21 protein-coding genes are annotated in these 22,293 nt (G+C 37.7%); 5 read left to right on the top strand and 16 right to left on the bottom strand.

Going from position 1 to position 22,293, the window contains the following annotated elements; genetic code table 11:
- Positions 1 to 21: 21 nt before the first annotated feature.
- The 12 genes from EP737_RS15605 to EP737_RS15550 all read right to left on the bottom strand — a co-directional run bounded on the left by EP737_RS15605 (position 22) and on the right by EP737_RS15550 (position 12,968).
- Positions 22 to 852, bottom strand: a complete 831-nt coding sequence (locus tag EP737_RS15605; protein ID WP_129728895.1) for a transporter substrate-binding domain-containing protein — start codon at positions 850 to 852, stop codon at positions 22 to 24.
- A gap of 19 nt (positions 853 to 871) precedes the next feature.
- A complete protein-coding gene (locus EP737_RS15600) occupies positions 872 to 1,405 on the bottom strand; it encodes a GNAT family N-acetyltransferase (protein ID WP_129728894.1) in 534 nt (177 codons plus the stop codon).
- Positions 1,406 to 1,453: 48 nt separating this feature from the next.
- Positions 1,454 to 1,732: a glutaredoxin family protein gene (locus tag EP737_RS15595; protein WP_205650948.1), complete on the bottom strand. Its 279-nt coding sequence runs from the start codon at positions 1,730 to 1,732 to the stop codon at positions 1,454 to 1,456.
- Positions 1,733 to 1,884: 152 nt separating this feature from the next.
- Positions 1,885 to 3,219: an LLM class flavin-dependent oxidoreductase gene (locus tag EP737_RS15590; RefSeq protein ID WP_129728892.1), complete on the bottom strand. Its 1,335-nt coding sequence runs from the start codon at positions 3,217 to 3,219 to the stop codon at positions 1,885 to 1,887.
- A gap of 275 nt (positions 3,220 to 3,494) precedes the next feature.
- Positions 3,495 to 4,550: an LLM class flavin-dependent oxidoreductase gene (locus EP737_RS15585; RefSeq protein ID WP_129728891.1), complete on the bottom strand. Its 1,056-nt coding sequence runs from the start codon at positions 4,548 to 4,550 to the stop codon at positions 3,495 to 3,497.
- 54 nt (positions 4,551 to 4,604) lie between these two features.
- Positions 4,605 to 6,632 carry an ABC transporter ATP-binding protein gene (locus tag EP737_RS15580; protein WP_129728890.1) on the bottom strand — a complete coding sequence of 676 codons (2,028 nt, stop codon included), beginning with the start codon at positions 6,630 to 6,632 and terminating at the stop codon, positions 4,605 to 4,607.
- A gap of 14 nt (positions 6,633 to 6,646) precedes the next feature.
- A complete protein-coding gene (locus tag EP737_RS15575) occupies positions 6,647 to 7,537 on the bottom strand; it encodes an ABC transporter permease (protein WP_129728889.1) in 891 nt (296 codons plus the stop codon).
- Between the two features lie 28 nt (positions 7,538 to 7,565).
- Positions 7,566 to 8,513 (bottom strand): ABC transporter permease, encoded by a 948-nt coding sequence (locus EP737_RS15570; protein ID WP_129728888.1) that lies wholly within the window; start codon positions 8,511 to 8,513, stop codon positions 7,566 to 7,568.
- A 9-nt stretch (positions 8,514 to 8,522) separates the two neighbouring features.
- Positions 8,523 to 10,157, bottom strand: coding sequence for an ABC transporter substrate-binding protein (locus EP737_RS15565; protein WP_129728908.1), 1,635 nt, complete (start codon positions 10,155 to 10,157; stop codon positions 8,523 to 8,525).
- Between the two features lie 69 nt (positions 10,158 to 10,226).
- A complete protein-coding gene (locus tag EP737_RS15560) occupies positions 10,227 to 11,252 on the bottom strand; it encodes an LLM class flavin-dependent oxidoreductase (protein ID WP_129728887.1) in 1,026 nt (341 codons plus the stop codon).
- Positions 11,253 to 11,586: 334 nt separating this feature from the next.
- The gene (locus EP737_RS15555) at positions 11,587 to 12,489 is read right to left on the bottom strand and encodes a LysR family transcriptional regulator (protein WP_129728886.1); all 903 of its coding nucleotides are present in this window, start codon (positions 12,487 to 12,489) and stop codon (positions 11,587 to 11,589) included.
- A 296-nt stretch (positions 12,490 to 12,785) separates the two neighbouring features.
- Entirely contained in the window at positions 12,786 to 12,968 is a 183-nt protein-coding gene (locus tag EP737_RS15550; RefSeq protein WP_129728885.1) for a YezD family protein, read from the bottom strand.
- A 391-nt stretch (positions 12,969 to 13,359) separates the two neighbouring features.
- Here EP737_RS15550 and EP737_RS15545 point away from each other — a divergent pair, with 391 nt between their 5' ends.
- From EP737_RS15545 to EP737_RS15535, 3 genes are all read left to right on the top strand, one after another.
- A complete protein-coding gene (locus EP737_RS15545; RefSeq protein ID WP_129728884.1) occupies positions 13,360 to 14,133 on the top strand; it encodes an alpha/beta hydrolase in 774 nt (257 codons plus the stop codon).
- Between the two features lie 476 nt (positions 14,134 to 14,609).
- Entirely contained in the window at positions 14,610 to 14,783 is a 174-nt protein-coding gene (locus tag EP737_RS15540; RefSeq protein WP_129728883.1) for a Fur-regulated basic protein FbpA, read from the top strand.
- A gap of 346 nt (positions 14,784 to 15,129) precedes the next feature.
- Entirely contained in the window at positions 15,130 to 15,576 is a 447-nt protein-coding gene (locus EP737_RS15535; protein ID WP_129728882.1) for a hypothetical protein, read from the top strand.
- Positions 15,577 to 15,885: 309 nt separating this feature from the next.
- Here the strand turns inward: EP737_RS15535 and EP737_RS15530 are convergent, their stop codons facing one another.
- Both EP737_RS15530 and EP737_RS15525 read right to left on the bottom strand, forming a co-directional pair.
- Positions 15,886 to 17,286: a sensor histidine kinase gene (locus tag EP737_RS15530; protein WP_129728881.1), complete on the bottom strand. Its 1,401-nt coding sequence runs from the start codon at positions 17,284 to 17,286 to the stop codon at positions 15,886 to 15,888.
- Between the two features lie 6 nt (positions 17,287 to 17,292).
- Positions 17,293 to 17,967 carry a response regulator gene (locus EP737_RS15525; RefSeq protein ID WP_129728880.1) on the bottom strand — a complete coding sequence of 225 codons (675 nt, stop codon included), beginning with the start codon at positions 17,965 to 17,967 and terminating at the stop codon, positions 17,293 to 17,295.
- A gap of 756 nt (positions 17,968 to 18,723) precedes the next feature.
- Here EP737_RS15525 and EP737_RS15520 point away from each other — a divergent pair.
- The gene (locus EP737_RS15520) at positions 18,724 to 19,464 is read left to right on the top strand and encodes a hypothetical protein (RefSeq protein WP_246040276.1); all 741 of its coding nucleotides are present in this window, start codon (positions 18,724 to 18,726) and stop codon (positions 19,462 to 19,464) included.
- A 145-nt stretch (positions 19,465 to 19,609) separates the two neighbouring features.
- Positions 19,610 to 20,146 carry an iron transporter gene (locus tag EP737_RS15515; protein WP_205650947.1) on the top strand — a complete coding sequence of 179 codons (537 nt, stop codon included), beginning with the start codon at positions 19,610 to 19,612 and terminating at the stop codon, positions 20,144 to 20,146.
- A 274-nt stretch (positions 20,147 to 20,420) separates the two neighbouring features.
- Here the strand turns inward: EP737_RS15515 and EP737_RS15510 are convergent, their stop codons facing one another.
- The gene (locus tag EP737_RS15510) at positions 20,421 to 21,212 is read right to left on the bottom strand and encodes an APH(3') family aminoglycoside O-phosphotransferase (RefSeq protein ID WP_129728879.1); all 792 of its coding nucleotides are present in this window, start codon (positions 21,210 to 21,212) and stop codon (positions 20,421 to 20,423) included.
- Between the two features lie 211 nt (positions 21,213 to 21,423).
- Positions 21,424 to 22,014, bottom strand: a complete 591-nt coding sequence (locus tag EP737_RS15505) for a CBO0543 family protein (protein WP_129728878.1) — start codon at positions 22,012 to 22,014, stop codon at positions 21,424 to 21,426.
- Positions 22,015 to 22,293 lie beyond the last annotated feature (279 nt).

Here is a 22,293-nt window from a genome sequence, read left to right as displayed (position 1 = left end):
CTAAAGCTTACTTCTAACCGATTAAAAGTTAACCGTATAGTCAGCACCTAACCATTTCTTACTCAATTCACTAATTACTCCTTCCTGTTTCAATTCAACAAGTGCTTCGTCGATTCTTTTTTGTAGAGGTGTTTCATCTTTTCTCAGCAGGAAATAAACTTTTGAATTAAGCAGCGGTTCACCTACTACTTTTTGCTGAGCATCAACTGCATCATTATTGAAATCTACAGAAAATGGTGTCGTGATTGTTGCATCTGCCCGACCAGTTTTAATTTGATTAATCGTAGAATCAGGTCCGTTGCCTGCATAAACAATTTCAATTCCGGCATTATTTTCCTTATTATACTTTTCTAAAAAAACGGCTGAATTACTAGTTGCACCTACGATTACCTTTTTTCCTTTTAAATCTTTAATAGATTGAATGTCATTGTTGTCTTTACGTACAGTTACATGCAGAGGAAAGATATTATAAGGTTCTTTATTAAAAAGAAATTTCTCTTGTCGCTCCTGATTTACTTCCATTTGGTGGGCAATAAAATCAATTTTCTTTGTTTCAAGGCTTAATAAAAGATTTGAAAATTCCATTGTTTTAAACTCAAATTCGTATTCAGGCAGCTTTTCATCAATTTTTCGAACTAATTCAACGTCATATCCGGTTAACTTCCCGTCCTTATCAATAAAGCATACATTAGGAAATTGTGTCCCTGTTCCTACGATGATTTTTTGCACTTTCGATTTCCCTTTAGCAGCTTCCGGGTCTGCACTCGAAGCTGTGTTCGTTTCTTGGGAAGAGCATGCCCCAACCACTAAAGCAAGAAGTAATGCCATAAAACTCATTAATGTTTTCTTCATTCTAATTTCCACCCGTCCTTTAGTTACTAACATTCGATACTGGATTATCAATTACGTGATATAGTGTCTCATCTAGGATTTTGCGAAGGTATACCATTTTGTCTCCATCCTTTTCCTTTTTATAGAAGACCTTATAACCTCTTCTTTCGTAAATAGAAACAAGCCATGGATGCCGTTCAGCTGTTGCTAGATCAACAGCAGGTGCCTTCACCTGATCTCGAAGAACTTTTTCTTCCACCCAAGTTAACAATTTTGAGCCAATCCCCTGCTGTTTGTATGCTGGGTCCACCGCAAACCACCAAATAAAGGGATACGGACTGGAATGCTGAGAATCTGCCCACGGAAAGCGAACTGTGACAGTTGCAATAATGCGGCCGTCTTGTTCTTGCACGTAGGTGGCATTTCGCTCGATATTATTGATAACAAGCTGCAGATCAGCTGTTGCAGCTGTGAATTGAATATTCAATTCACGAATAGGTTCGTAAGCTCGAAGTGTTAAATCGAGCACTGCCGGCGCATCTTCAACTAATGCCAATCGAATATGCTGCGTCATTACCCTACCCCCAGTTTTAACTTATTAAACTCATTGAGTTAGTAGGAATTATTCTAAAACTTTACTCTGATTAAATTTCTCAAGTACCTTTTCAAGATGTTCAATGCCTACTTTTGTTACCCCCTCATATACTTCGCCTTGACCAATTTCCACGACAGGTACATGACGAACACCATACTTGACTTCTAAAATATCTCGGCGCTCATCATGATTAGTAACATCAATGGTTTCATATTTAACTCCTTTATTTTCTAAATATTGTTTAACCTCCCCGCAATAATGACAGCCTTCTTTAACCCACACCACAACTGAAAACTCTCTTCCCATCATTTCATTCCTCCCTTTCATTTTTCACATTATCAAAATACTTTTAACCAAAAAGGCTCCCCATTCACGATGCAGAACATCTGAAATAGAGAGCCTCTAGTCGTCTAGTCGGCACAAATATCTATCGCTTTTAGAATTTGTATTATCTAGTATCAATGGTTTGTAACCCCTTTTGCATACCGATTTTCTGGAAACGGAATTCCTAGGTTGCCAAACAATGTATCGGCCTCATATTCCGTTCTAAACAATCCTCGTTCTTGAAGAATTGGCACAACAAAGTTTACAAAATCATTCAATCCATTAGGAACGCTTGAACCGATAATAAACCCATCAGCTCCCTTTCCTTCAAACCATTCCTGAATCAGATCAGCTACTTTTTCCGGAGTTCCAATGAAAGGAGGCCTTGGTGTCGTCTCCTTTAACGCAACCTGGCGAAGTGTTAAATTTTGTTCCTTTGCTTCTTGCTTAATACGATTGGTATGGCTTTGGAAACTGTTGTTACCTAAGTCGCCCAGTTCAGGAAACGGTTCGTCCAGAGGATATTGTGAGAAATCATGATGTTCAAAATATCGGCCTAGGTAATCAAGAGCTTTATCAATTGATACTAGGTTAGCAAGTTCTTGATATTTTCTTTCTGCCGCTTCTTCCGTTGCAGCAATAATCGGTGAAATCCCAGGCAGGATGACGAGCTCATCTGGATTACGCCCAAAAGCTTTGGCCCTGTTTTTCACATCCTGATAAAATTTTTGTGCAGATTCTAATGTTGGGTGTCCTGTAAAGATTGCATCTGCTTCTTTAGCTGCAAGGTTTTTTCCAGCTTCAGATGAGCCAGCTTGAAAAATAACCGGCCGCCCTTGTTTAGATCTACCAATGTTAAGTGGTCCCTGTACAGAGAAAAATTCTCCCCTATGATTCAATGAATGCAACTTTGTGGGATCAAAAAACACCCCAGACTCTTTATCGCGAACAAAGGCATCATCTTCCCAAGAATCCCATAATCCTTTTGCTACTTGGAGGTATTCAGAAGCAATTCTGTATCTTTTAGCGTGATTAGGATGTTCTTCAATCGTCTTGCTAAAGTTTAAAGCTGTTTTCTCCAGTGGAGAAGTAACGACATTCCATCCCGCGCGTCCATGACTAATTTGATCAAGCGAAGCAAATTGACGTGCAACATTAAATGGTTCACTATACGAAGTTGACACCGTTCCGACAAGCCCTATGTTTGAGGTGACAGCAGCAAGGGCGGACAAAATAGTAAGTGGTTCAAAACGATTTAGAAAATGAGGAATAGATTTCTCATTAATATGCAAGCCATCTGCAATAAAGACTAAGTCAAATTTTCCTTCTTCAGCCTTCTGAGCCTGATTTGTATAAAACTCTAAACTGACGCTTGCATCCGCTTGAATATCAGGGTGCCTCCATCCCGCAATATTTCCACCGACCCCATGAACAATTGCACCAAATTTCAACTTTCTTTGATTAGACATCAGGAATCCTTCCTTTCATAATTCGTAGTTTTTAGATAGGAATACTTTTAACGTTGATATGCTCAATCCTATCACTTGCAGAATAGAAATTCTATACTTTAACTGATAGAAAAATTTATTATATTCATTCATAAAATCTATCAAAAAAGTAACAGTTCCGACTTGCCTGAATAGTGTTCAAATCTCTAAAATACCCAAAACTAAGGCTCGTTTACTCAATGAAACGATGACAGGCTCCCCTTATGGCTTGACATGTTTAAGTAAGAACTGCTTTCTTATACTATCGTAGATTGTTTGCTTTCCCAGACTGTACTAGGAATTTCACGTCGAAGCACTGGCATAACGTCAGTAGCAAATCTCTCAAGCTGCTCATGTTGTTCTGCTTTGCTTAGCCCCTCCACACTTATACTTTGTACTTGGTGTCCGAATGCTTGATGATATTCTAATATTTTCTCTATCACTTGATCAGCACTTCCTACTAAAGCTGAACCATTTTGAATATGATCTTCAAGATCCGTAAATGGAGATTGATTGAACTTCGATGCATCTGTGCTCATATACATATCATAATATGGACGATAACGTTTGATAGCTTCTTCCGTTGTATCGGCCAAATATAAGCCCCTAGCGCCCGCACCGACAACAGCTTTACTAGGATCATATCCGTAATATTCCAATCTTTCACGGTAATGGTCAATTAATGCTTTGTACTTAGCCATTGGATGAAAAGTATTAGACGAGAATATCGGTTCATTATTCTTCGCAGCAAGCTCAGTGGATAGCGGGCTTGATGCACTGCCATGCCAAATAGGAATCTGGCTTTGAAATGGTCTTGGTTCGGTCGTCACGTTATTTAATCGTGGACGATATGTCCCCTCCCATGTGATGTTTTCTTCATTCCATAATCGTTTTAGAAGCCCATATCGCTCAGCTAAAGACTCCCACTGCTCCTCCTCACTTATCCCAAATAATGGGTAATGACGCGGGTCATTTCCTTTACCAATCATCATCTCTAATCTTCCTTCTGAAAGATGATCAAGTGTAGCATAATCCTCAGCTACACGTACTGGATCGAGTACACTTAAAACCGATACCGTTGGCAGCAAGCGGATTTTTGAGGTTTTGGCAGCAACAGCCGTTAGCATGACTGCCGGTGAAGAAGATAAAAACGGTGCACCATGCCGCTCCCCTACTCCATAGCCATCAAAACCAAGCGATTCAGCAAAAACCGCCTGTTCTATTACTTGTTGAATTCTTTGCTGCGCAGTTAACACCTCTCCTGTAACACCATTTGGATGATTTGCTATTAAATCAAACAGAACAAATTTCATCTTTAAAGCACCTCCAATAACATCTCACTTTCAATGCAATACTCTTCATTCATCCTAAACAGGATCATGGCAAGCAACCCAGTGACCTTTCTGAATTTCCCTAAATATAGGTTGCTCCTCCCGACAACGTGCTGTCGCTGCTGGGCAGCGGGTATGAAATCTGCATCCAGCCGGCGGATTAGCTGGGGAAGGAATTTCCCCTTGAATGGAAATCCGTTCTCTTGAGCGATTTGGATCGATACTTGGAATCGAGTTAATTAATCCTTTTGTATAATGATGAGCAGGATGCAAGAACAATTCTTCACTCACTGCCATTTCCACCAATTGACCTAAGTACATCACACCAATACGATCCGATATGTGCCGAACAATATTTAAGCCGTGAGCAATAAATAAATAGGTTAGGCTCCGTTCTCTCTGTAAATCCTGCAGTAAATTAACTATTTGTGCCTGAACTGATACATCTAACGCAGAAACAGCTTCATCCGCTAAAACAAACTGGGGATTTAGTGCAATAGCTCTAGCAATCGCAATACGCTGACGCTGTCCTCCTGAAAATTCATGCGGATAACGATCATATCCACTCTTATTTAAACCAACCACCTCTAATAACTCTTGAACTCTATCCTTTTTTTCTTTCATACCTAGGGATTCATGCACTTGGAGAGGTTCTCCGATAATATCGCCAATCTTCCAACGTGGATTCACAGAACCATAGGGGTCCTGATAAATCACTTGCATATCTTTCCGCTTCTTGCGTAATTCTTTTGCAGCCAGTTTTGACAGATCTTGCCCCTGAAAAAATACCTTTCCACTAGTTAGTTTTTCTAACTGTAAAAGAACGCGGCCCAATGTTGATTTTCCACTACCTGATTCTCCAACTAGACCAAATGTTTCACCTTTGGCAATCGTAAAAGACACATTATCCACTGCTCTTATATATGATTGATTACGAGAAAATACATTCTTGCTGATCGGATAATATTTGCTTAATTCTTGGACCGCAAACAATGTTTCACGGGCATGCGCTGCACTCGTTTGAACAGTTTCTTTTTGAGAGGGCACTTTAATTTTTGCCTCTAGCACGCTTTGTTCTCCACCGTGTTTTTTTACTATTTCCTCAGCATGCCAACAAGCGGTCTGGCGATTATTTATCTCTAATAATGGAGGTGATTCGATAAAGCAGCGCTCTGATGCATACGGGCAACGCGGGTGAAACTCACATCCAGAAGGTAATTCAGCTAACGCTGGAATGGATCCTTTTATCGAATAGAGTTTTTTACTCCTATCACTATCCAATGTCGTTATCGATTGCAATAACCCGTATGTGTATGGATGATGTGGCAATGCAAACAATTGCGATGCTGTTGCATGCTCAACAATTCTACCTGCATACATTACAATGATTCGGTCTGCCATTTCTGCAGCAACACCCATATCATGAGTAATTAAGAGAATCGACATCCCCAATTCTTCTTTCAATTCCTGAAGCAATTGTAATATTTGCGCTTGAATGGTAACATCAAGGGCTGTAGTCGGCTCATCTGCAATGAGTAAGTCTGGATCACAGGCAAGCGCCATGGCAATCATCGCTCGCTGTAACATCCCTCCGGACAATTCATTAGGATATTGGTTCAAACGTAATTCAGCATCAGATATGCCCACTCGTTTTAATAAATAAAGAGCCCGCTTCTTCGCTTCTGATTTACTAGATTGCTTATGTTCAAGAATCGTTTCAATAATTTGGCTGCCAATCGTAAAAACAGGATCAAAAGCTGCCATTGGTTCTTGAAAAATCATCGCTACTTTTTTCCCTCGAATGGAACGGAGCTTTTTTTGAGGAAGTTGTGTTACATCAATACCATCTACTACAATACTTCCGTCTGATATTTTTCCATTTTCATAATCGATCAGCCTCATAATTGTTTTTGATGTAACAGTTTTTCCGCTTCCGGATTCTCCAACAATACAGACCGTCTCACCAGCCCGAATATGCATCGTAACATCTTTGATCGCTGTTAAGGCGCCATCTTTCGTGGTAAAATCAACTTTTAATTGCTGCACATCAAGGAATTTCTCCATTTTTTGTCCCCCCTTTATCTTGTGCTGCTTGTTTTAGGGTCAAAGGAATCACGAAGCGTATCGCCAATAATATTGATTGAAAGAACAAAAAAAGTAATAGCGAAACCTGGAAATGCCGAAATCCACCAGCCTACAGTTAAATATCCCCGTCCCTGTGAGAGCAGTGCTCCCCAATCAGGAATTTCCTTGATAATTCCAAGTCCTAAGAAGCTTAACCCTGAACCAATTAAAATGGATGTTCCAAGGCCGATCGTCCCCATTACTAAGAGCGGAGACCAAGAATTCGGCAGTATATGCCAAATAAAAATCTTCCAACTCGATGTGCCAATAGAGCGAGAAGCATCCACATACTGTCGTTTCTTAATACTCATCATTTGCCCTCTCATTACACGTGCATACCCTGGTATAGCTGACGCTGCAACAGCTAATACAATATTAAATAAACTTGGCCCAAGGGCAGCGGCAATAGCTAACGCCAGGAGAATGCCGGGGATCGTCAGCAAAATTTCAATAATCCTCATCAAGACAACGTCAACAATGCCTCCAATATAACCGGCCAATGCACCTACCATTCCGCCAAGCAGTCCACCAATGAGAACAGACGCCACACCAATAATGAGAGAATCCCGACTTCCATAAACGACTAGACTAAATACATCTCTCCCAAAGTAATCTGTTCCAAACCAATGTGCAGCACTTGGTGCACTTAAAGTAAGCTCCGTATTCATATAGGTAGGAGAATAGGGCGCTATCCACTTTGGAAATACGGCACATATGATGATAAATAGTACAATTACTACGGCAATATATAAAAATAATCTTGATACAGAAAGGTTGGTTTTCCATTTTGTCAAAGTCCATTTCGGGGCCCGCAGCACTGGCTCAGTATTAACCATTTCTTTCATTCCATTTCTCCCCCTTCTTGCTTAATAACTAACGAGATCTGCGTACCCGTGGATCAATCATTGAATAGGATAGGTCAACTAAAAGATTGACAATTACATAAACAATGGCACTGAAAAAGACAACGCCTTGGATAACAGGTAAGTCTTTAGCCATGATGGCATCAGCAACAATCCGGCCAATTCCCTGTCTTGAAAATACGGTTTCAATTACAACAGTACCAGCCATAAGCTCACCAATATTCAGACCGATAATCGTAATCGCAGGAATCAGTGCGTTACGAAGGGCATGACGATACATGACAACCCTTTCTGAAAGTCCTTTTGCACGAAGAGTAACAATAAATGGCTCCTGAATCACTTCGAGCATGCTCGTTCGCACCATACGGATAATTAATCCAGCACCTACAAAACCAAGAGAAATTGATGGCAGCACAAGCGTTTGCAAACCATCTGATCCCATAGCAGGCAGCCAGTTTAAATAGACGGAAAAAATAAGAATAAGTAATATACCTGACCAAAATGTTGGCATTGAAATTCCAAATAGCCCAATGAATCTAGCAATAAAATCAATCCATTTATTCCTGTAAATCGCCGATAACACTCCAAGTGTAACCCCTATTACCACAGATACTATTGAACTTGTGAATGTTAAAATGAGTGTCGCCGGAAAATGCTCTAAAATCTTTGGCAGGACTGGCTCACTATTGACTAAGGATTGACCAAAATCACCATGAAGAATATTCATAAAATATTCTTTGAATTGAACATAAAGCGGTTGGTTGAGCCCCAATTCCTTGCGTAAATTTGCTACCATTTCAGGCGTGGCAGCAGAGGGATCCAGCATAGAAAGCACTGGATCCCCTGGAAGCAAATAAATGATGAAAAAAACAAGGATGAGGGAGCCTAAAATAGATACTAATGCGGTCGAGATTTTTAAAAGAGTCTTGTTGATAAGCGCCACATGTATCAGCTCCATTTCTCCAGATTATTTAATATTTACATCATTGAACAATGGATATCCTAATGAATCAAAGGTAATCCCGTTTACGCTTTTAGACGCTGCCACCGTATAGGGAAATACATAAATTGGAATGATCCAGGCTTCTTCAATGATTTTTTGCTGTACTTTTTTGTAAATCGCTATACGTTTTTCCTGATCCAATTCTACTGTACCTGCTTCCAGCAATTGATCTAATTCTGGATCAGAACCGCCTCCTAGCCTTTTAACCGTTGCCTCTTCCTCTGGAGTGGTTGAATGATAAAAAGCTCGTAATGCATTTGGATCGGAATTTACCTGGCTGTTTCCATATAAATCGTAATCAGCATTCTGTTGAACGACTGAAGCGATATCCTTTGTAATATTGATTTCCACTTTAATTCCAATCTTTTTTAATTGTTGCTGAATGATAACAGCAATATCATTTCTCTTCTCACGGTTAGGAGTTCCATCCACATAGTTCAATGTCAGTTGCTTTCCATCCTTTACACGAATCCCATCCGCACCTTTTATATAGCCGAGCTCATCAAGAAGTTTATTCGCCTTCTCTACGTCTAGAGTGTTACGCTTTTCAAGCGATTCGTCATAACCTAAAATACCTGGTGTAAGAGGAGACCATGCCCTTGAATATGTGTTTAAGTAAAGTGTTTTTACAATCGCATCAACATCAACAGCAAGCTGTACAGCTTTACGGGCTCTTACATCATTCCAAGGTGCTTTTCTTTGATTGAAAAAGAGTGTATACGGCAATCCGAGTGTGTTTACTTGAAGCAATTGGATTTTTGGATCATTTTTTAAAGAAACAATATTTTGCGGTGGTACAGTCTCAGCGGCAAGCACCTGTCCGCTTTGGACACTACCAATGCGCGTTGCTTCCTCTGGAATGATTTTAAATGTGATTTTATCAAGGTATGGTGCTTCTTTGTTTTCTACAATAGAAGGTCCCCAATGATAATCTTTATTTTTTTCCACAACAATATCTGCATTTTCTGTCCAACTGACAAATTTATATGGTCCAGTCCCTACAGGATGTTTTACAAACTGATCACCATATTTCTCTGCCGCTGTTGGTGAGACAATCCCAAGCATTGCCTGGCTTAAGTTGCTTAAAAAGGCAGTAGAAGGTGTCGCGAGATTAATTTTAATTGTGTAATCATCAATTACTTCTGATGATTCATAGGGCTTAAGAAGGGCTACTGCATTTTTCGCTTTTGTTTTTGGATCAATAATCCGATCAAAACTATATTTCACAGCTTCCGCATTAAATGGGGTTCCATCGTGAAATTTGACATCCTTGCGCAACTTAAATGTATAACTTTTTCCGTCATCCGATATTGTCCATTCTGTAGCGAGCCACGGCTTTATTGAGTTATCCGGCGCTTGAACTACTAAGCTGTCAAAAATCGTTCTGAACGCACGGACCGCTACTGCTAAACCGCTTCGATGCGGATCAAGCGAATCAGGAGATGTGGCGAGCGCATAGGTTAATTCTCCCCCCTGCTTTGCAGCCTTTCCGTTTGTTTCTTCTGAACTATTTTTTGTACTCGTACTATTTGCGCAACCTGATAACAGCAGCAAAAATGCTATGGAAATGGCTAATAACTTTTTCCAATTTACGAACATCACACCAAGTACCCCCTTATCCGTTTTTCACTATTCTCTTCATATAACGATTTTTTGGAAACGAAAGTCCTAGATTGCCTCGTAATTCATCTTATTTCTCGTATCCCGATTAGAATAAAGTGGGCTTAATAGCTTAAATGACTGAAATCTCTCTGCTTCTGTTTCAATCGGTGTATGTAAAATAAATTCATCCACTTGATAAGTTTTTTGAAGTTGCTCTAAAACTTCTTTTACATACATCGGGGTTCCTGAAATAATATCTGCTTCCTGTTCTGAGACTTCATATGGTTCACCTGCTTGCTTTCCAAACTCCTCTGCTTTCTCAAGTGATGGTAAAGTCACGGATCGCCCGCTTTGGAGGTGTACTTTTATTATTTTTCTATCTCCTACAAGCTGCTCTGCTTCTGCCTGAGTAGGAGCCGCAATAACGGCCAATGAGAGGATAAAGCGTCCACTAGGAAAATTGGTCCGATACACATGTGCCGCTTCTTCTAGCACCCTATCATCGCTGTTAATGAATTTAGCAAACACAAATGATATTCCTAGATTGGCAGCAAGCTGAGCGCTTTTTGCGCTTGCACCAAGTAAAAAAACTTCAGGTTTTTCTTGAGGAATCGGCGTTGCTTGGATACCTGCCAGAGGGTGACTATTATCAACAGAATTTCTGATTAATTCCAACAAAAAAGATAACCGTTCTGAAAAATCTTTTCCATTATTGACGGTACCATACTGTAGTGCCCTTGTTGATAACGGCAGACCGCCTGGGGCTTTCCCAATCCCAAGATCAACTCTCCCAGGAGCGAGAGCTGATAAAACATGAAAGTTTTCAGCTACCTTATAAGGACTGTAATGCTGAAGCATCACACCGCCCGAGCCTACTTGAATTGTGTTAGTTCGTGCCAGTAAATATGAAATTAATACCTCAGGCGAAGATCCTGCCAATTGATCTGTATGATGATGCTCAGATACCCAAAAACGTGAATAGCCCCATTCTTCTGCTTTTTGAGCCAGCAGGACGGTGCTTTGTAACGCCTGAGAAGCAGTGCTTTCAGGGAAAATGGGGCTCTGATCTAAAATACTTAGCTTATAACTCATTGATTTTCTCCTCCACTCTTATTCCTACTTAACATATAATAAAAGTATGTTTTATTTGTTGATTTTTATCCTATCACTGTAAATATTGAACTAGCAATACTTTCACTGATAGGAAAATATATAATATTGATTAAAAAAGCCTATCAATAAGAAAGGCTTTCTAAACCAAATTAACTATTGTTCATATTTTCATTGTAAATTGGATCAATAAAGAAAATTCGCCGATTGACGAGCCCTGCCTTTGAGCGAAGACAGAGGCATAGTTGCACTTATACTTTATTCCTAAAATTTCTTCCTACGTCGAATGATCTCCCAGCCCGAAATTTATACCCTCTTAAAGTGTGGACATAAAACTTTGCTTCTCAAACTCTTTAACCGATAAAAGAATATCATTCCATAGCAAGGGATGTACAAAACCATTATTTAAGTGTGTCGCAAAAATATGCTGGTCTATTTTAATAATATGGGAAACATCTATTTCAATCAGATCTCCTCGGTCAAGCTCCTCCTTAATGCATAGGTATGGTAAAAACCCTATGCCCTGTTTGCTAAGAATAATAGATTTCGCTACTTCAAGATGGTCAACTAAAAATTCTATCCGTGGATCAACATTTGCCACTTCAAATAATTTATGGACCCGATTCCAGGTAAAAGCGCCGCATTCAAAAAACACCATGGGTTCACTGGCTAATTGCTGAACAGATAAATTCTCTTGAAATTGAAATGGATGTCCAGGATAAACAACCAATCGGACAGAATTGTCTAGAAGCTCATGCTGTTGAACTTCAGGATGAGAAACATCTTTCATAAAGGCAATATCCACTTTCTTCTGAAGAAGTTTATCAATCAATACATCGTTTGGCGCTGAAATAAATTTAAATCGCAGTTGAGGGTTTGCTTGCTTCCAAAAAGGAAGGGCAAATGGAATATAATATTGTGATGTAATAGTATTAGCCCCAATGACAATTTCCTCCGGATTATCCCCTTTTTTCAATAGTTTTTTTCCCTGCTGATATGTCCGTATAATTTGCTCTGCGTAAGGGATAAAAGCTTTCCCTTCCTCGGTTAACGTCACACTTCTCGCCTTTCGCAAAAATAATTCGATGCCAAGATCACGTTCTAACGTTTTAATTCTCGCTGTAACGGTTGGCTGAGATAAATATAAAGCTTCAGCTGCTTTATGGATACTTTCCAAATGAACCACATACATGAAAGCCTCAAGATGATCAATATTCATTTTCCCAACCCCTCCTTGATGTACATATAAGATTCTGTTATCCATTTAAAAATCGAAAGGATATCCTTCAATTTCTTTTTGCAAGTTTAAATCAATCTTTCACACCGGACTCTCCATCTTTCCTTTTCAGTTCTTTACAAACAAAAAGGCCCTCAGTTTCAGATGAAATTCACCTTGAAAATTGAGAGCCTCTAGTGATCCAGTTGGCATATTTTTTTCTAAAACATGTATCTCGCATATACTACAATCCCCCTTTAGTATATAACGAAAAATGTCAGTAACCCTCGATGAAGCATTCATCTTGAAGCTTGTACGACCCTTGTACTTGTTGGTTTACTTTTAGGAGCAAAGCGTTTCTTTTCTGTACTATCAACTTGTATAACCTGGCCTTCATGGATAGTTATGACCAACGAACCATATTTAATATCCTGTAACATCCCTACAATATAATCAATCTTTTCTTGGTCTATAGTCGCCATTTATAAATTCCCCCTCCTCAGTACCCAAGAAGTTAAATTCTACTCGAATACTTGGTTTTAAATTTTAAAAAAGATTTTACTACATCAAATTGCTTTGAGACCCTATCCAAATAAACTAGGTTATATTTTCTTACTTTACCTACTTGTTTACTATACATTAAAGCTATTGATTAACAATATATATCTTAATAAAACAGTTGTCAATGATCTTTTGGAAATATTTTGTTAAATTCATCCATTAAAACATACTTGACTCATCGGAATAGTTAGTATATTATTATGTTACTTTATAGCTGATTGGTCTACCAAAGGCGCCTAACTCTTTTGAGAATAGGTGCCTTATTTATTTACTAAAAAGTAGGGAATGAAAAGAACTGAAAGGAGATTTTATATGTTAGAAAGATATCCTATATTATCAGGGGCAGAATCTTTTTTCTTTAAAGGCAATCATATTGGTATCTTGATTTCTCACGGATTTATTGGAACCCCCCAAAGTGTCCAGTTTTTAGGAGAGTATATTGCATCTCAAGGTTACACCGTATATGCAGTAAGATTAAAGGGGCATGGCACGCATTATGAAGATATGGAAAGATGCACCTACCATGATTGGATTCAAAGTCTAGAAGAAGGATATCGTTTTTTACAACAGCATTGCCAAGACATCTTCATCCTCGGTCAATCTATGGGTGGCACATTAACTATGCAGCTTGCTAGTAAATACCCTAAGCTCAAAGGCGTTATGCTAATCAATGCAGCAATGACAACAATTCCTGTAATGGAAGAATTTAAACATAAACAAGAACCCCGGTTTATCGATGAAGGGGCGCCAGATATTAAAGCAGATGATGTATTTGAAATCACATATACAAAAGCACCCATCCGATCTATTCAGCAATTATTAGCTTTAATGGATGATACACGCAGAAAGCTTACAAGCGTTACATGCCCGACACTGGCGTTTCGATCAGAGGATGACCATGTGGTTCCCCCTGAAAACACGGATTATATACTAGCTCATATTCACTCTGGCATTAAAGAAACCATTACACTATATAATTCCTATCATGTTGCTTCGATGGATTATGAAAAGAAATTCATTGCCGAACAATGCTGCTTATTTATTGAAAAATATGCTAGAAAGCAAAGAAGAGCGGAAATATCCTAATCTTGACTCGTTCATAAGGAAAACTCGCCGACTAGCGAGCCCTGCACTTGGGCGAAGACAGAGACGTAGCCCTACTTATACTGTATTCCTAAAATTTCCGACTACGTCGAATCTACTTCTAGCTGGAAATTTATACGTTCTTACAGTGTAAAAATTACTCCCTTTTATATGAGTTTGTTTGAACAACACTGACATTATTAACGTTTAGATAAACACCACTCATACATCAAATGAAGTTATGAATGTGCTTAAAAATAAGTAGCGTAAAATCAATAAGATAATAAAACCTTGTACCTCTAATTCACAGTTAATCCATATGAATAATTTGCATTATGATAGTTAATTAGTTATTGCGGTTAATCATTTACAATCTATCCAATATTACTTTGTATCTCAATATGCCCAATTTGATAGGAGCCGTTTGCTGTTTCTAGGTAACTCCCAAAAATGAATACGGAGATTGGAGGTGCTATAGAATGGGAAATTTACTTCGACATGCTGTTGAGAAGAAAAAACAATACTTAATTGATCAGTTGATCTCACTAGGTTTTTATCAAAAAGATAGCCAATATCTTTTTGAGTGGACATTAAGTGATCTTGAAAAGGAATATAGGCTTTTAAAAATTAAGATAAAGCATCCTTCCTCCTAAAATTACAACTATACGACTATAACAATCCGAGTTTTAGAGACAAAAAGACTGCAAAGCGATTCTTCAAGAAGGCTTTGCAGTCTTTTTGTCTCTTGTTTTGTTTAGATAAAAATCAATGTGGTATTCCCTTCAGAATCCACTGCACAATACAGCTACATCTATTGAGCTGTTACTTTGATTAGAGTAGTAATATGGGTTTGTCCAAGTTTAAGAGATTTTTTGTACCAAAATCTAATTGAGTGTTATTAAAGGTAAGAGCCTATTCAATAGATTTACACGACTATCTATGGCAGGATTGCTTATATACCATATACTATAATGAATTCATTAAAAAGGAGTGAAAATAATGCTACCTAAAGTAGCTGCAAATGTACATTTAGCCTTGATAAATACAAGGCAGGCCATTCGCTTTGCCAAGAGTGCCTTAAATATCTTTCAACAACTTGACCCATCTAATCCAGTTAAAATAGCACTATATGAAGCGGCTGTTGATAGCCTCACAACTGCTTTTATTACCCTTCAAACCTTCCCGACTGATCCTACTCTTCCTAACGATCCTACCATTCCCCCTAATGCTGTCTTTCCCCCTCTTGAAGAGAACCAACTGATTATTAAATTATCAGAAAGCCAAATCGTACTGGCCATGGAAAAAACAAACGATGCCATCAAATACCTTGAAGTAGCCCTATTGCTACTTCGTGTTAGAGAAAGTGATATTCTCCATCCCCTTTCTTTAGCTAGACACGATTTAGCAGCCACACAAGACGTACTCATTACAGTTCTAGAACCTTAAGAGTCAATACATGTATCAGCTCATTATCTTTATATCTTAGTGAGTATTATAATTAAATAGAAGTTTGTCTTGCGTATCTTTCAACATATTAAGGTGTAAATTATCCTACAGTTATTTATTTCACAAAGAACGTCTCTAGCCATCATATCCCATCTTCCTCACTGTTATCAGGAACAGTTTTGGTATAGTTGATACTTTCTCTCTATGTTAGAAAGGAGGAGAAAGTCCCCCTTTCTAACAGTATTTAAATTGCAGCGTTGTTAATTAACACATCGATTCGACTAAATTCTCTTACTGTTTGTTGAACCATTAACTAGCAAGTAACTTTACAATCATTCTTGTTCCCTTATCAGGCTTGCTACAAACCTCAATCGTTCCGTTGTGAACCTCTACAATCCATTTACATAAAGACAATCCCAATCCAGTTCCTCCCTGACTTCGTGATCGAGAATCGTCTACGCGATAAAAACGCTGAAAAATAAACGGCAGGTGTTCCTCTGGAATGCCAATTCCGTGATCAATTACTTCAATATAAGTAAACCCCTCTTTACCCCACGCTTTAATTCCTACTGTTCCACCCTCTGGGGTGTACTTAATTGCATTTTCCAGTAAGTTAATAAATAATCTTCGCAGGAGGTCTTCATCCCCGTATAAAAGGAATGGATCAGGTATTTGGATATGCAATTCAATCTGTTTGTTCATGACTAATGATAATACATGATTCCTTACATATTGGAATAATAACATTCCGTCTACAGTTTTTCGATCTATCTGATTTGAGGTGGAGGTATTTCTCGATACATATAAGAATTTTTCTACCATATCAGATAAATAGATGACCTCTTCCAAAACGGTATGTAGAACACGTTTATATTCCGCTGCTGACCTGTTTCGATTTAAACCAACTTCCAATTCTCCTCGCATAATCGTTAAGGAAGTACGAAGTTCATGAGACACATCGGAAGTAAACTGCTGGATTTGAGTAAAAGAGTCTTCTAGTCTGTCAATCATGCCATTAAGCGTTTTAGATAAGTTCTGCAATTCATCTTCTGGACCCTCAATTGGAAGCCGTTCATGTAAACTGGTTGCCGTAATAGTATTTGTTGTATTAATGATTCGATGAATCGGCTGCAGTGTTTTTTTCGAAATCAACCACCCCATCATGATTGATATTCCTAGGAATCCAAAATTGCAGATGATAATAATGTTCCGCAGCTGATCAATGGCGAAATGCCGTATCCTGTCATTTGTAGCAACTGTAATTTTGTAAGTGAATTTATTTTGTGATTTCAGCTGCATGGACATCGCACGAAGCGGTACTCCATTTAGCACAGGATCCCAGCTGAAGGTATTCTCGTCCATCCTCTTTAAAGTTGTTTTGGAATCCTTGATGTGTTGACCGTACAAATTATGAGATCCTGCAATGATTTGCCCTCGTTCATTTTCAACTTGCCAATAGATTTCATCTTGGTTTACCCTTTTAAAACTTGGCAATAAGTTGATGCGATGTTCAATCTTAGAATACGAATCTCCTTCCTCCAAAGAATAGGCAATCAAACCAAGCTCTCGAGTTAGTACCGAATCAACCTTTCTGGTTAACATATCAGAAAATGTAATATATAAGAATCCGCTAAATAAGAATAAGATGATTATAGACATAATGGTATGCCAAATTGTAATTCTCCATCCGATGCTTTGTAAAAATTTCATGATCGTTTATTCTTCTCCTTTGATGATATAACCAACACTGTAAACCGTTTGTATGAGTTTTACATCAAAGTTTCTATCAATTTTGTTTCGTAAATGATTAATATAAACATCTACCACATTCGTTCCTACGTTATAAGCATCCATCCACACACGTTCTAGAATTAAAGTTCGAGACAAAACCTTACCGGCATTTCTCATCATAAATTCCAAAATTGCATATTCCTTATTGGAAAGAAATATATGGATTCCTCCTCGGGTCACCTCTCTCGTAGCAGGATTCAACGTCAGATCCGCTACTTGCAAAAGAGGTGATGCCATGCCTTGATTTCGTCTTAACAGACTCCGTATACGTGCTAATAGCTCCGTAAAAGCAAAAGGCTTTGTCATATAATCATCTGCTCCTAAATCAAGTCCCCCTACCTTATCTACCACGGAATCTTTGGCACTGAGGATAAGGATAGGAACATTTTCTCCATTCAACCTTAATTCCTTAATCAATCGAAGCCCGTTTTTCTTCGGAATCATAAGGTCAACAATGATAAGATCATACTCTTCCGCATAAGCGAGCTCAGAAGCCTCTTCACCATCGTTCGCTACATCTACAACATAATGGTGCTCTCTTAACCCTTGCGATATAAAACGAGCCACTCTTATCTCATCTTCAACCAATAACAAGCGCATTCCATTTCCTCCATCAAATTATTTAACAAGGTGAAAATGATTATCATTCTCCTAAAATATATAATCATATCTTAGATTAACCCTCTTATTCTGGTCAATCGGGTAATAGTTTCCATAAAGAAAACTCGCCGATTGGCGAGCCTTGCTCTTAGGTGAAGACAGAGGCATAGTTGCACTTACACTGTATTTCTAGAATTTACGACTACATCGAATTCACTTCTCGCTGAAAATTTATACTTCCCTACAGTGTAAAAAAACTCGCCGATTGGCGAGCCCTGCTCTTGGGCGAAGACAGAGGCATAGTTGCACTTACACTATATTCCTAGAATTTACGACTACGTCAAATTGAATCCTAGCCAGAAGAAATTTATACTTCCTTACAGTGTGGAAAAATACAAGAAACCCCTCTTCTTCAGGCAATATTATTATTCCCTCATTGAAATCTATTACCGATACTAGTAATACCCAACTTAATAGTTCATCTCATCCTATTTTGCTTCTAGAAACTGAATTAACAATACTTATTTTTCTCTTTTTTTTAGTTTTAGCAAGAACATTTAAAAGCTAGATCCAAAAATCCTAATCATCATAAGGAAGACGCTCCATGAACATCACAGTAAAAAATTAATACTTTTTAATTTTTTCTTAAATATTTTTTAATTTTTTTTTTGTAATATAACGGCATTGTCCTAATAATCGATAATGATTATCATTACTAGATTCACGTCATTCTATACTATTTAGGAGGGATTTATCATGCAAAAAGTTGTTAAAGCAGCAGTACATGCTGCAGACAGAAATACACGCGAAAAACATGTATTTCAGTATTTAGTTGTTTTAATGCGTATTCTATTTGGGATAGGTTGGCTGTTAGCGGGAGTAACGAAAATGTTAGGTAAAGGAGGTTCCGCTGGACATTCATGGTTTGCTCAACCAGGAGTATTTCTTCATGATTATCTAATAAAAGCATTAGATAAACCCAATGTACCAGATTTTTATAAACTTTTTATTGAAGAGGTTGCCATTAAGCAAGTTTGGGTTCTAAATTATGCGATTCCCATCACTCAGGTGTTGATTGGTTTGTTTCTTATCCTAGGGTTTATGACACTTCCATCTATTCTGACTTGTCTCTTTATGCATATTAACTTTCTTTTCTCAGGTAATATAAATTTACTAAGTATCGTTCTTTATACAAGCGCATTTGGCTTATTACTAAGTGGAAAACAAACCTATATGTTAAGCTTAGATCAATATTTTAAATTAGATCATCTATTTAACTGGCATATTAATAAAACTAAAGATCCCACTAGTAATACATTAAAAGAAAATTTTTCTCAAAATGATCTTAAGAGACTTCTACAGGACAGCATTAACGAAATTTCCAATTCCGTTGAAAGGGCTCATATATCTCAAAATGAGCGAATTGAACAATTTATCACTTATATTCAAGAAACTCACTATGGTGAAAATAGTCGTTCTGACAAAAAAATCATATAAGGTTATGAATGCATTAAGAATAAGATTACTGTTACAACCCCTTAGACTATTTTTTATAGGGCTATGTGAATAAAACACAGTAATATTCAATGCGAAAATTAACCCACTACTAATTCGTAATAATTACTATCTGGAGGTATACCTTGTGAAAAAGCTCTTCTTATTTTTGACATCATTATTGATTCTAGTACTAGCGGCTGCTTGCACCAATCAGAAGGAACAGGTTTCTGGACACCATGCAGAGGCCGGAGAAGATGTAATGATTGGTCAGGTAGTTAAAAATGGGATGGAAATTCATGCCGTTTACCTGCCTCATGCAGTTAAAGTAGCACCTGTTGAACGTGGAGGAAAAGAAGGAAATATTCATTTAGAAGCTGACATTCATGCAACAAAGGACAATTCCTTTGGATTTCCTGAAGGTGCTTGGATTCCGTATCTAACAATTAATTATAAGATTCGCAATCTTGATACACATGAAGATGTAGCAGAAGGACAATTGTATCAAATGGTAGCAGGTGACCCGCATTATGCTTCTAATGTGTTATTACCTGAAGCGGGAAATTATGAATTAACGTTCCAAATCAGTCAACCTGATTTAGCTCGTCACGCTGAAGATGTGAAGGAATTCTATGAACCCATGACGTTAAAATGGAAATTTAAGTATGATGGAGCTAAAAAATAAACAAAAAGTTTTAAAGAAAACTCGCCGATTGGCGAGCTCTGCTCTTGTGCGAAGACAGAGGCGTAGTTGCACTTACTTTCCAGCTACGTCGGATTCGCTTCTAGCTGAAGATTTCTACTTTCTTACATTATAAAAAATTACAGAGGGGACATTCCCCTCTTGCTTTAAAGAATTAAAGGTATTTAACAGGTTTTACGAACATTCAGCTCCACCTATTCATTGGGCTGTGCCTATCTCATTCCTTGAGACAGGAGACTTCTTTTCAGAAAATCTGTTAAAAAAACTCATCCATGAGTTGATAATAAAAGATTTTTAATTCGTCTAGCTCCGTAACACCGTATGTCTTAAGAAAAAGGGGAATCTGATTCTCACCAAAATTATATGCAATACTTCGAATTACTAATGCCAAATCTTGATACCTATCAGAAATTCCTGCTCTCCCCCAATCTATAAAACCACTCACCTTACCTTCTTTAATAATAATATTTGGTAAGCAATAGTCACCATGAGTAAAGACCAAATCTTCATTTGTAGGTCTCTTTGAAATGAGTTCATCAAAGAGAGCCTTTGCTTTTATGCCTATTCTCACGCTATCAAAATCGCCTTCATCAACAAGCCCATTTTCGACCCTTTTTCTTGCTTCTTCAATTTTAACATCCAAATTTTCAATAAAAGGGCAACTTTCAATGCTCAAACTATGTATTTTTTTAAGACCTGTTGCCAATTGCTCTATTAAAAGAGGTAAATTTGTTTCATATGCTTTATCGGAAGCGTTAATCCCTGTTATTTCTGTTGTTAATAAGTATTCGTTTGCTTCATCTTTGTTGTAATATAGAACCTTTGGCACAGACAATCTTCCTTGTAACCACTCTAATCGTTCTTTTTCCTCATATAAGTTTTCAATAAAATGATTGGGTTGTATTTTAAGGTACTGATTGCAAATAGGTCCCTTTAACAAAAATGTCATAGCGTCTGATCGACCAATTGTAATTCTCTCCCAAGAATAACCATCTATCAATTCTGCTAAGTCGTGCGGAACTTCTTTCATCCATTTCACCACTTTCATAAGCTTGCTCTTTTATAATACATTGTTTCTTCGAATCATTTTGCAAGTCCTTCTTTAACCAAACAGCCGCTTTAGCTGAATAAGTATTATACAAATTATTCTTTTTTTTGTTCTTGGGTATCCTTTACTTCTTAAATTGGTGGACATGGGTTCTGGCGGCAAAACTAGGAAACGAAAAAAGCCCCGATTTGGGACTTTTGGTCGATATACGTTAAGTTATCGGCGAAGATGGGTCACTATTCGATTGATCTCCATTAGTATGAGCTTGTATTAGCACTACTCGGTCTATGACTATTTTAGCGATTACAGCCATTACAACCAAACTGATACATGACCAATGTGCATTCCAAGATTTTTCTAAATAAATGCCCACTATTTTGAGAAAAAATAATGCAACATAGGATGTAAAAACCGAAAAAAGTCCTAATGCTATCAGAAAAGGTTTCCATTTTGAATATCGCTGATAAATGATACTTAATGCCATTGGAATAATGAAAAGATTAGCTACTAGCATTGAAGGAATTATACCAGGTTGAACTTGAATTCTGTAATCATACCAATCCAGAGCAGTTGCAATTTCATCAATGTACTTATTTAGTATGAATATGATTCCAAAGTAAGCGATGGTTTGCACGAGCTTTTCTTTCTTGATTAATATAATAAATAGGATCGATGCTACGATGCACAGCCCAAGGAGCATCCACCATTGCCATGTAAACAAAGAATGCTTTGTCCATATTTCCCACCTTAGATCGGTCAGCTGATTGGATATCTTATCAATTTTCTTCCCTAACTCATTCATCCTGAATACCTCCACCCACTTCAATTGAATAGTATTACTTTTCCCAAATTTAAACAACATTATTATCAAGATAAGTATTGGTACCTATACAAGCCGAACCGACAGATCGTCTATCCATAGAATTTGAATCAGAGCATTATTTTCGAAAATTTTAATTTTTAAGTTTTTGTAGATTTTTGTTTTTTTATGTAGTTTCTATTATAAATTAAGGATACGATTTTTATTAAAAGATGAAAGCGCTTAATTGAACAAATGGGTTGTCAATGAATAGGAGGAATT

This window comes from Ectobacillus funiculus, assembly GCF_004138295.1.
GTDB classification, from domain to species: Bacteria; Bacillota; Bacilli; order Bacillales; family Bacillaceae_G; genus Ectobacillus; species Ectobacillus funiculus.
The sequence above is the reverse complement of the archived record's forward strand: the minus strand, read 5'-3'. Positions and strand labels throughout refer to the sequence as shown.

What these genes read in the sequence shown, in the direction of transcription:
- EP737_RS15605 (WP_129728895.1), bottom strand. Translation starts at nt 852, where the DNA reads ATGAAGAAAACATTAATGAGTTTTATGGCATTACTTCTTGCTTTAGTG.
- EP737_RS15600 (WP_129728894.1), bottom strand. Translation starts at nt 1,405, where the DNA reads ATGACGCAGCATATTCGATTGGCATTAGTTGAAGATGCGCCGGCAGTG.
- EP737_RS15595 (WP_205650948.1), bottom strand. Translation starts at nt 1,732, where the DNA reads ATGGGAAGAGAGTTTTCAGTTGTGGTGTGGGTTAAAGAAGGCTGTCAT.
- EP737_RS15590 (WP_129728892.1), bottom strand. Translation starts at nt 3,219, where the DNA reads ATGTCTAATCAAAGAAAGTTGAAATTTGGTGCAATTGTTCATGGGGTC.
- EP737_RS15585 (WP_129728891.1), bottom strand. Translation starts at nt 4,550, where the DNA reads ATGAAATTTGTTCTGTTTGATTTAATAGCAAATCATCCAAATGGTGTT.
- EP737_RS15580 (WP_129728890.1), bottom strand. Translation starts at nt 6,632, where the DNA reads ATGGAGAAATTCCTTGATGTGCAGCAATTAAAAGTTGATTTTACCACG.
- EP737_RS15575 (WP_129728889.1), bottom strand. Translation starts at nt 7,537, where the DNA reads ATGAAAGAAATGGTTAATACTGAGCCAGTGCTGCGGGCCCCGAAATGG.
- EP737_RS15570 (WP_129728888.1), bottom strand. Translation starts at nt 8,513, where the DNA reads ATGGAGCTGATACATGTGGCGCTTATCAACAAGACTCTTTTAAAAATC.
- EP737_RS15565 (WP_129728908.1), bottom strand. Translation starts at nt 10,157, where the DNA reads ATGTTCGTAAATTGGAAAAAGTTATTAGCCATTTCCATAGCATTTTTG.
- EP737_RS15560 (WP_129728887.1), bottom strand. Translation starts at nt 11,252, where the DNA reads ATGAGTTATAAGCTAAGTATTTTAGATCAGAGCCCCATTTTCCCTGAA.
- EP737_RS15555 (WP_129728886.1), bottom strand. Translation starts at nt 12,489, where the DNA reads ATGAATATTGATCATCTTGAGGCTTTCATGTATGTGGTTCATTTGGAA.
- EP737_RS15550 (WP_129728885.1), bottom strand. Translation starts at nt 12,968, where the DNA reads ATGGCGACTATAGACCAAGAAAAGATTGATTATATTGTAGGGATGTTA.
- EP737_RS15545 (WP_129728884.1), top strand. Translation starts at nt 13,360, where the DNA reads ATGTTAGAAAGATATCCTATATTATCAGGGGCAGAATCTTTTTTCTTT.
- EP737_RS15540 (WP_129728883.1), top strand. Translation starts at nt 14,610, where the DNA reads ATGGGAAATTTACTTCGACATGCTGTTGAGAAGAAAAAACAATACTTA.
- EP737_RS15535 (WP_129728882.1), top strand. Translation starts at nt 15,130, where the DNA reads ATGCTACCTAAAGTAGCTGCAAATGTACATTTAGCCTTGATAAATACA.
- EP737_RS15530 (WP_129728881.1), bottom strand. Translation starts at nt 17,286, where the DNA reads ATGAAATTTTTACAAAGCATCGGATGGAGAATTACAATTTGGCATACC.
- EP737_RS15525 (WP_129728880.1), bottom strand. Translation starts at nt 17,967, where the DNA reads ATGCGCTTGTTATTGGTTGAAGATGAGATAAGAGTGGCTCGTTTTATA.
- EP737_RS15520 (WP_246040276.1), top strand. Translation starts at nt 18,724, where the DNA reads ATGCAAAAAGTTGTTAAAGCAGCAGTACATGCTGCAGACAGAAATACA.
- EP737_RS15510 (WP_129728879.1), bottom strand. Translation starts at nt 21,212, where the DNA reads ATGAAAGTGGTGAAATGGATGAAAGAAGTTCCGCACGACTTAGCAGAA.
- EP737_RS15505 (WP_129728878.1), bottom strand. Translation starts at nt 22,014, where the DNA reads ATGAATGAGTTAGGGAAGAAAATTGATAAGATATCCAATCAGCTGACC.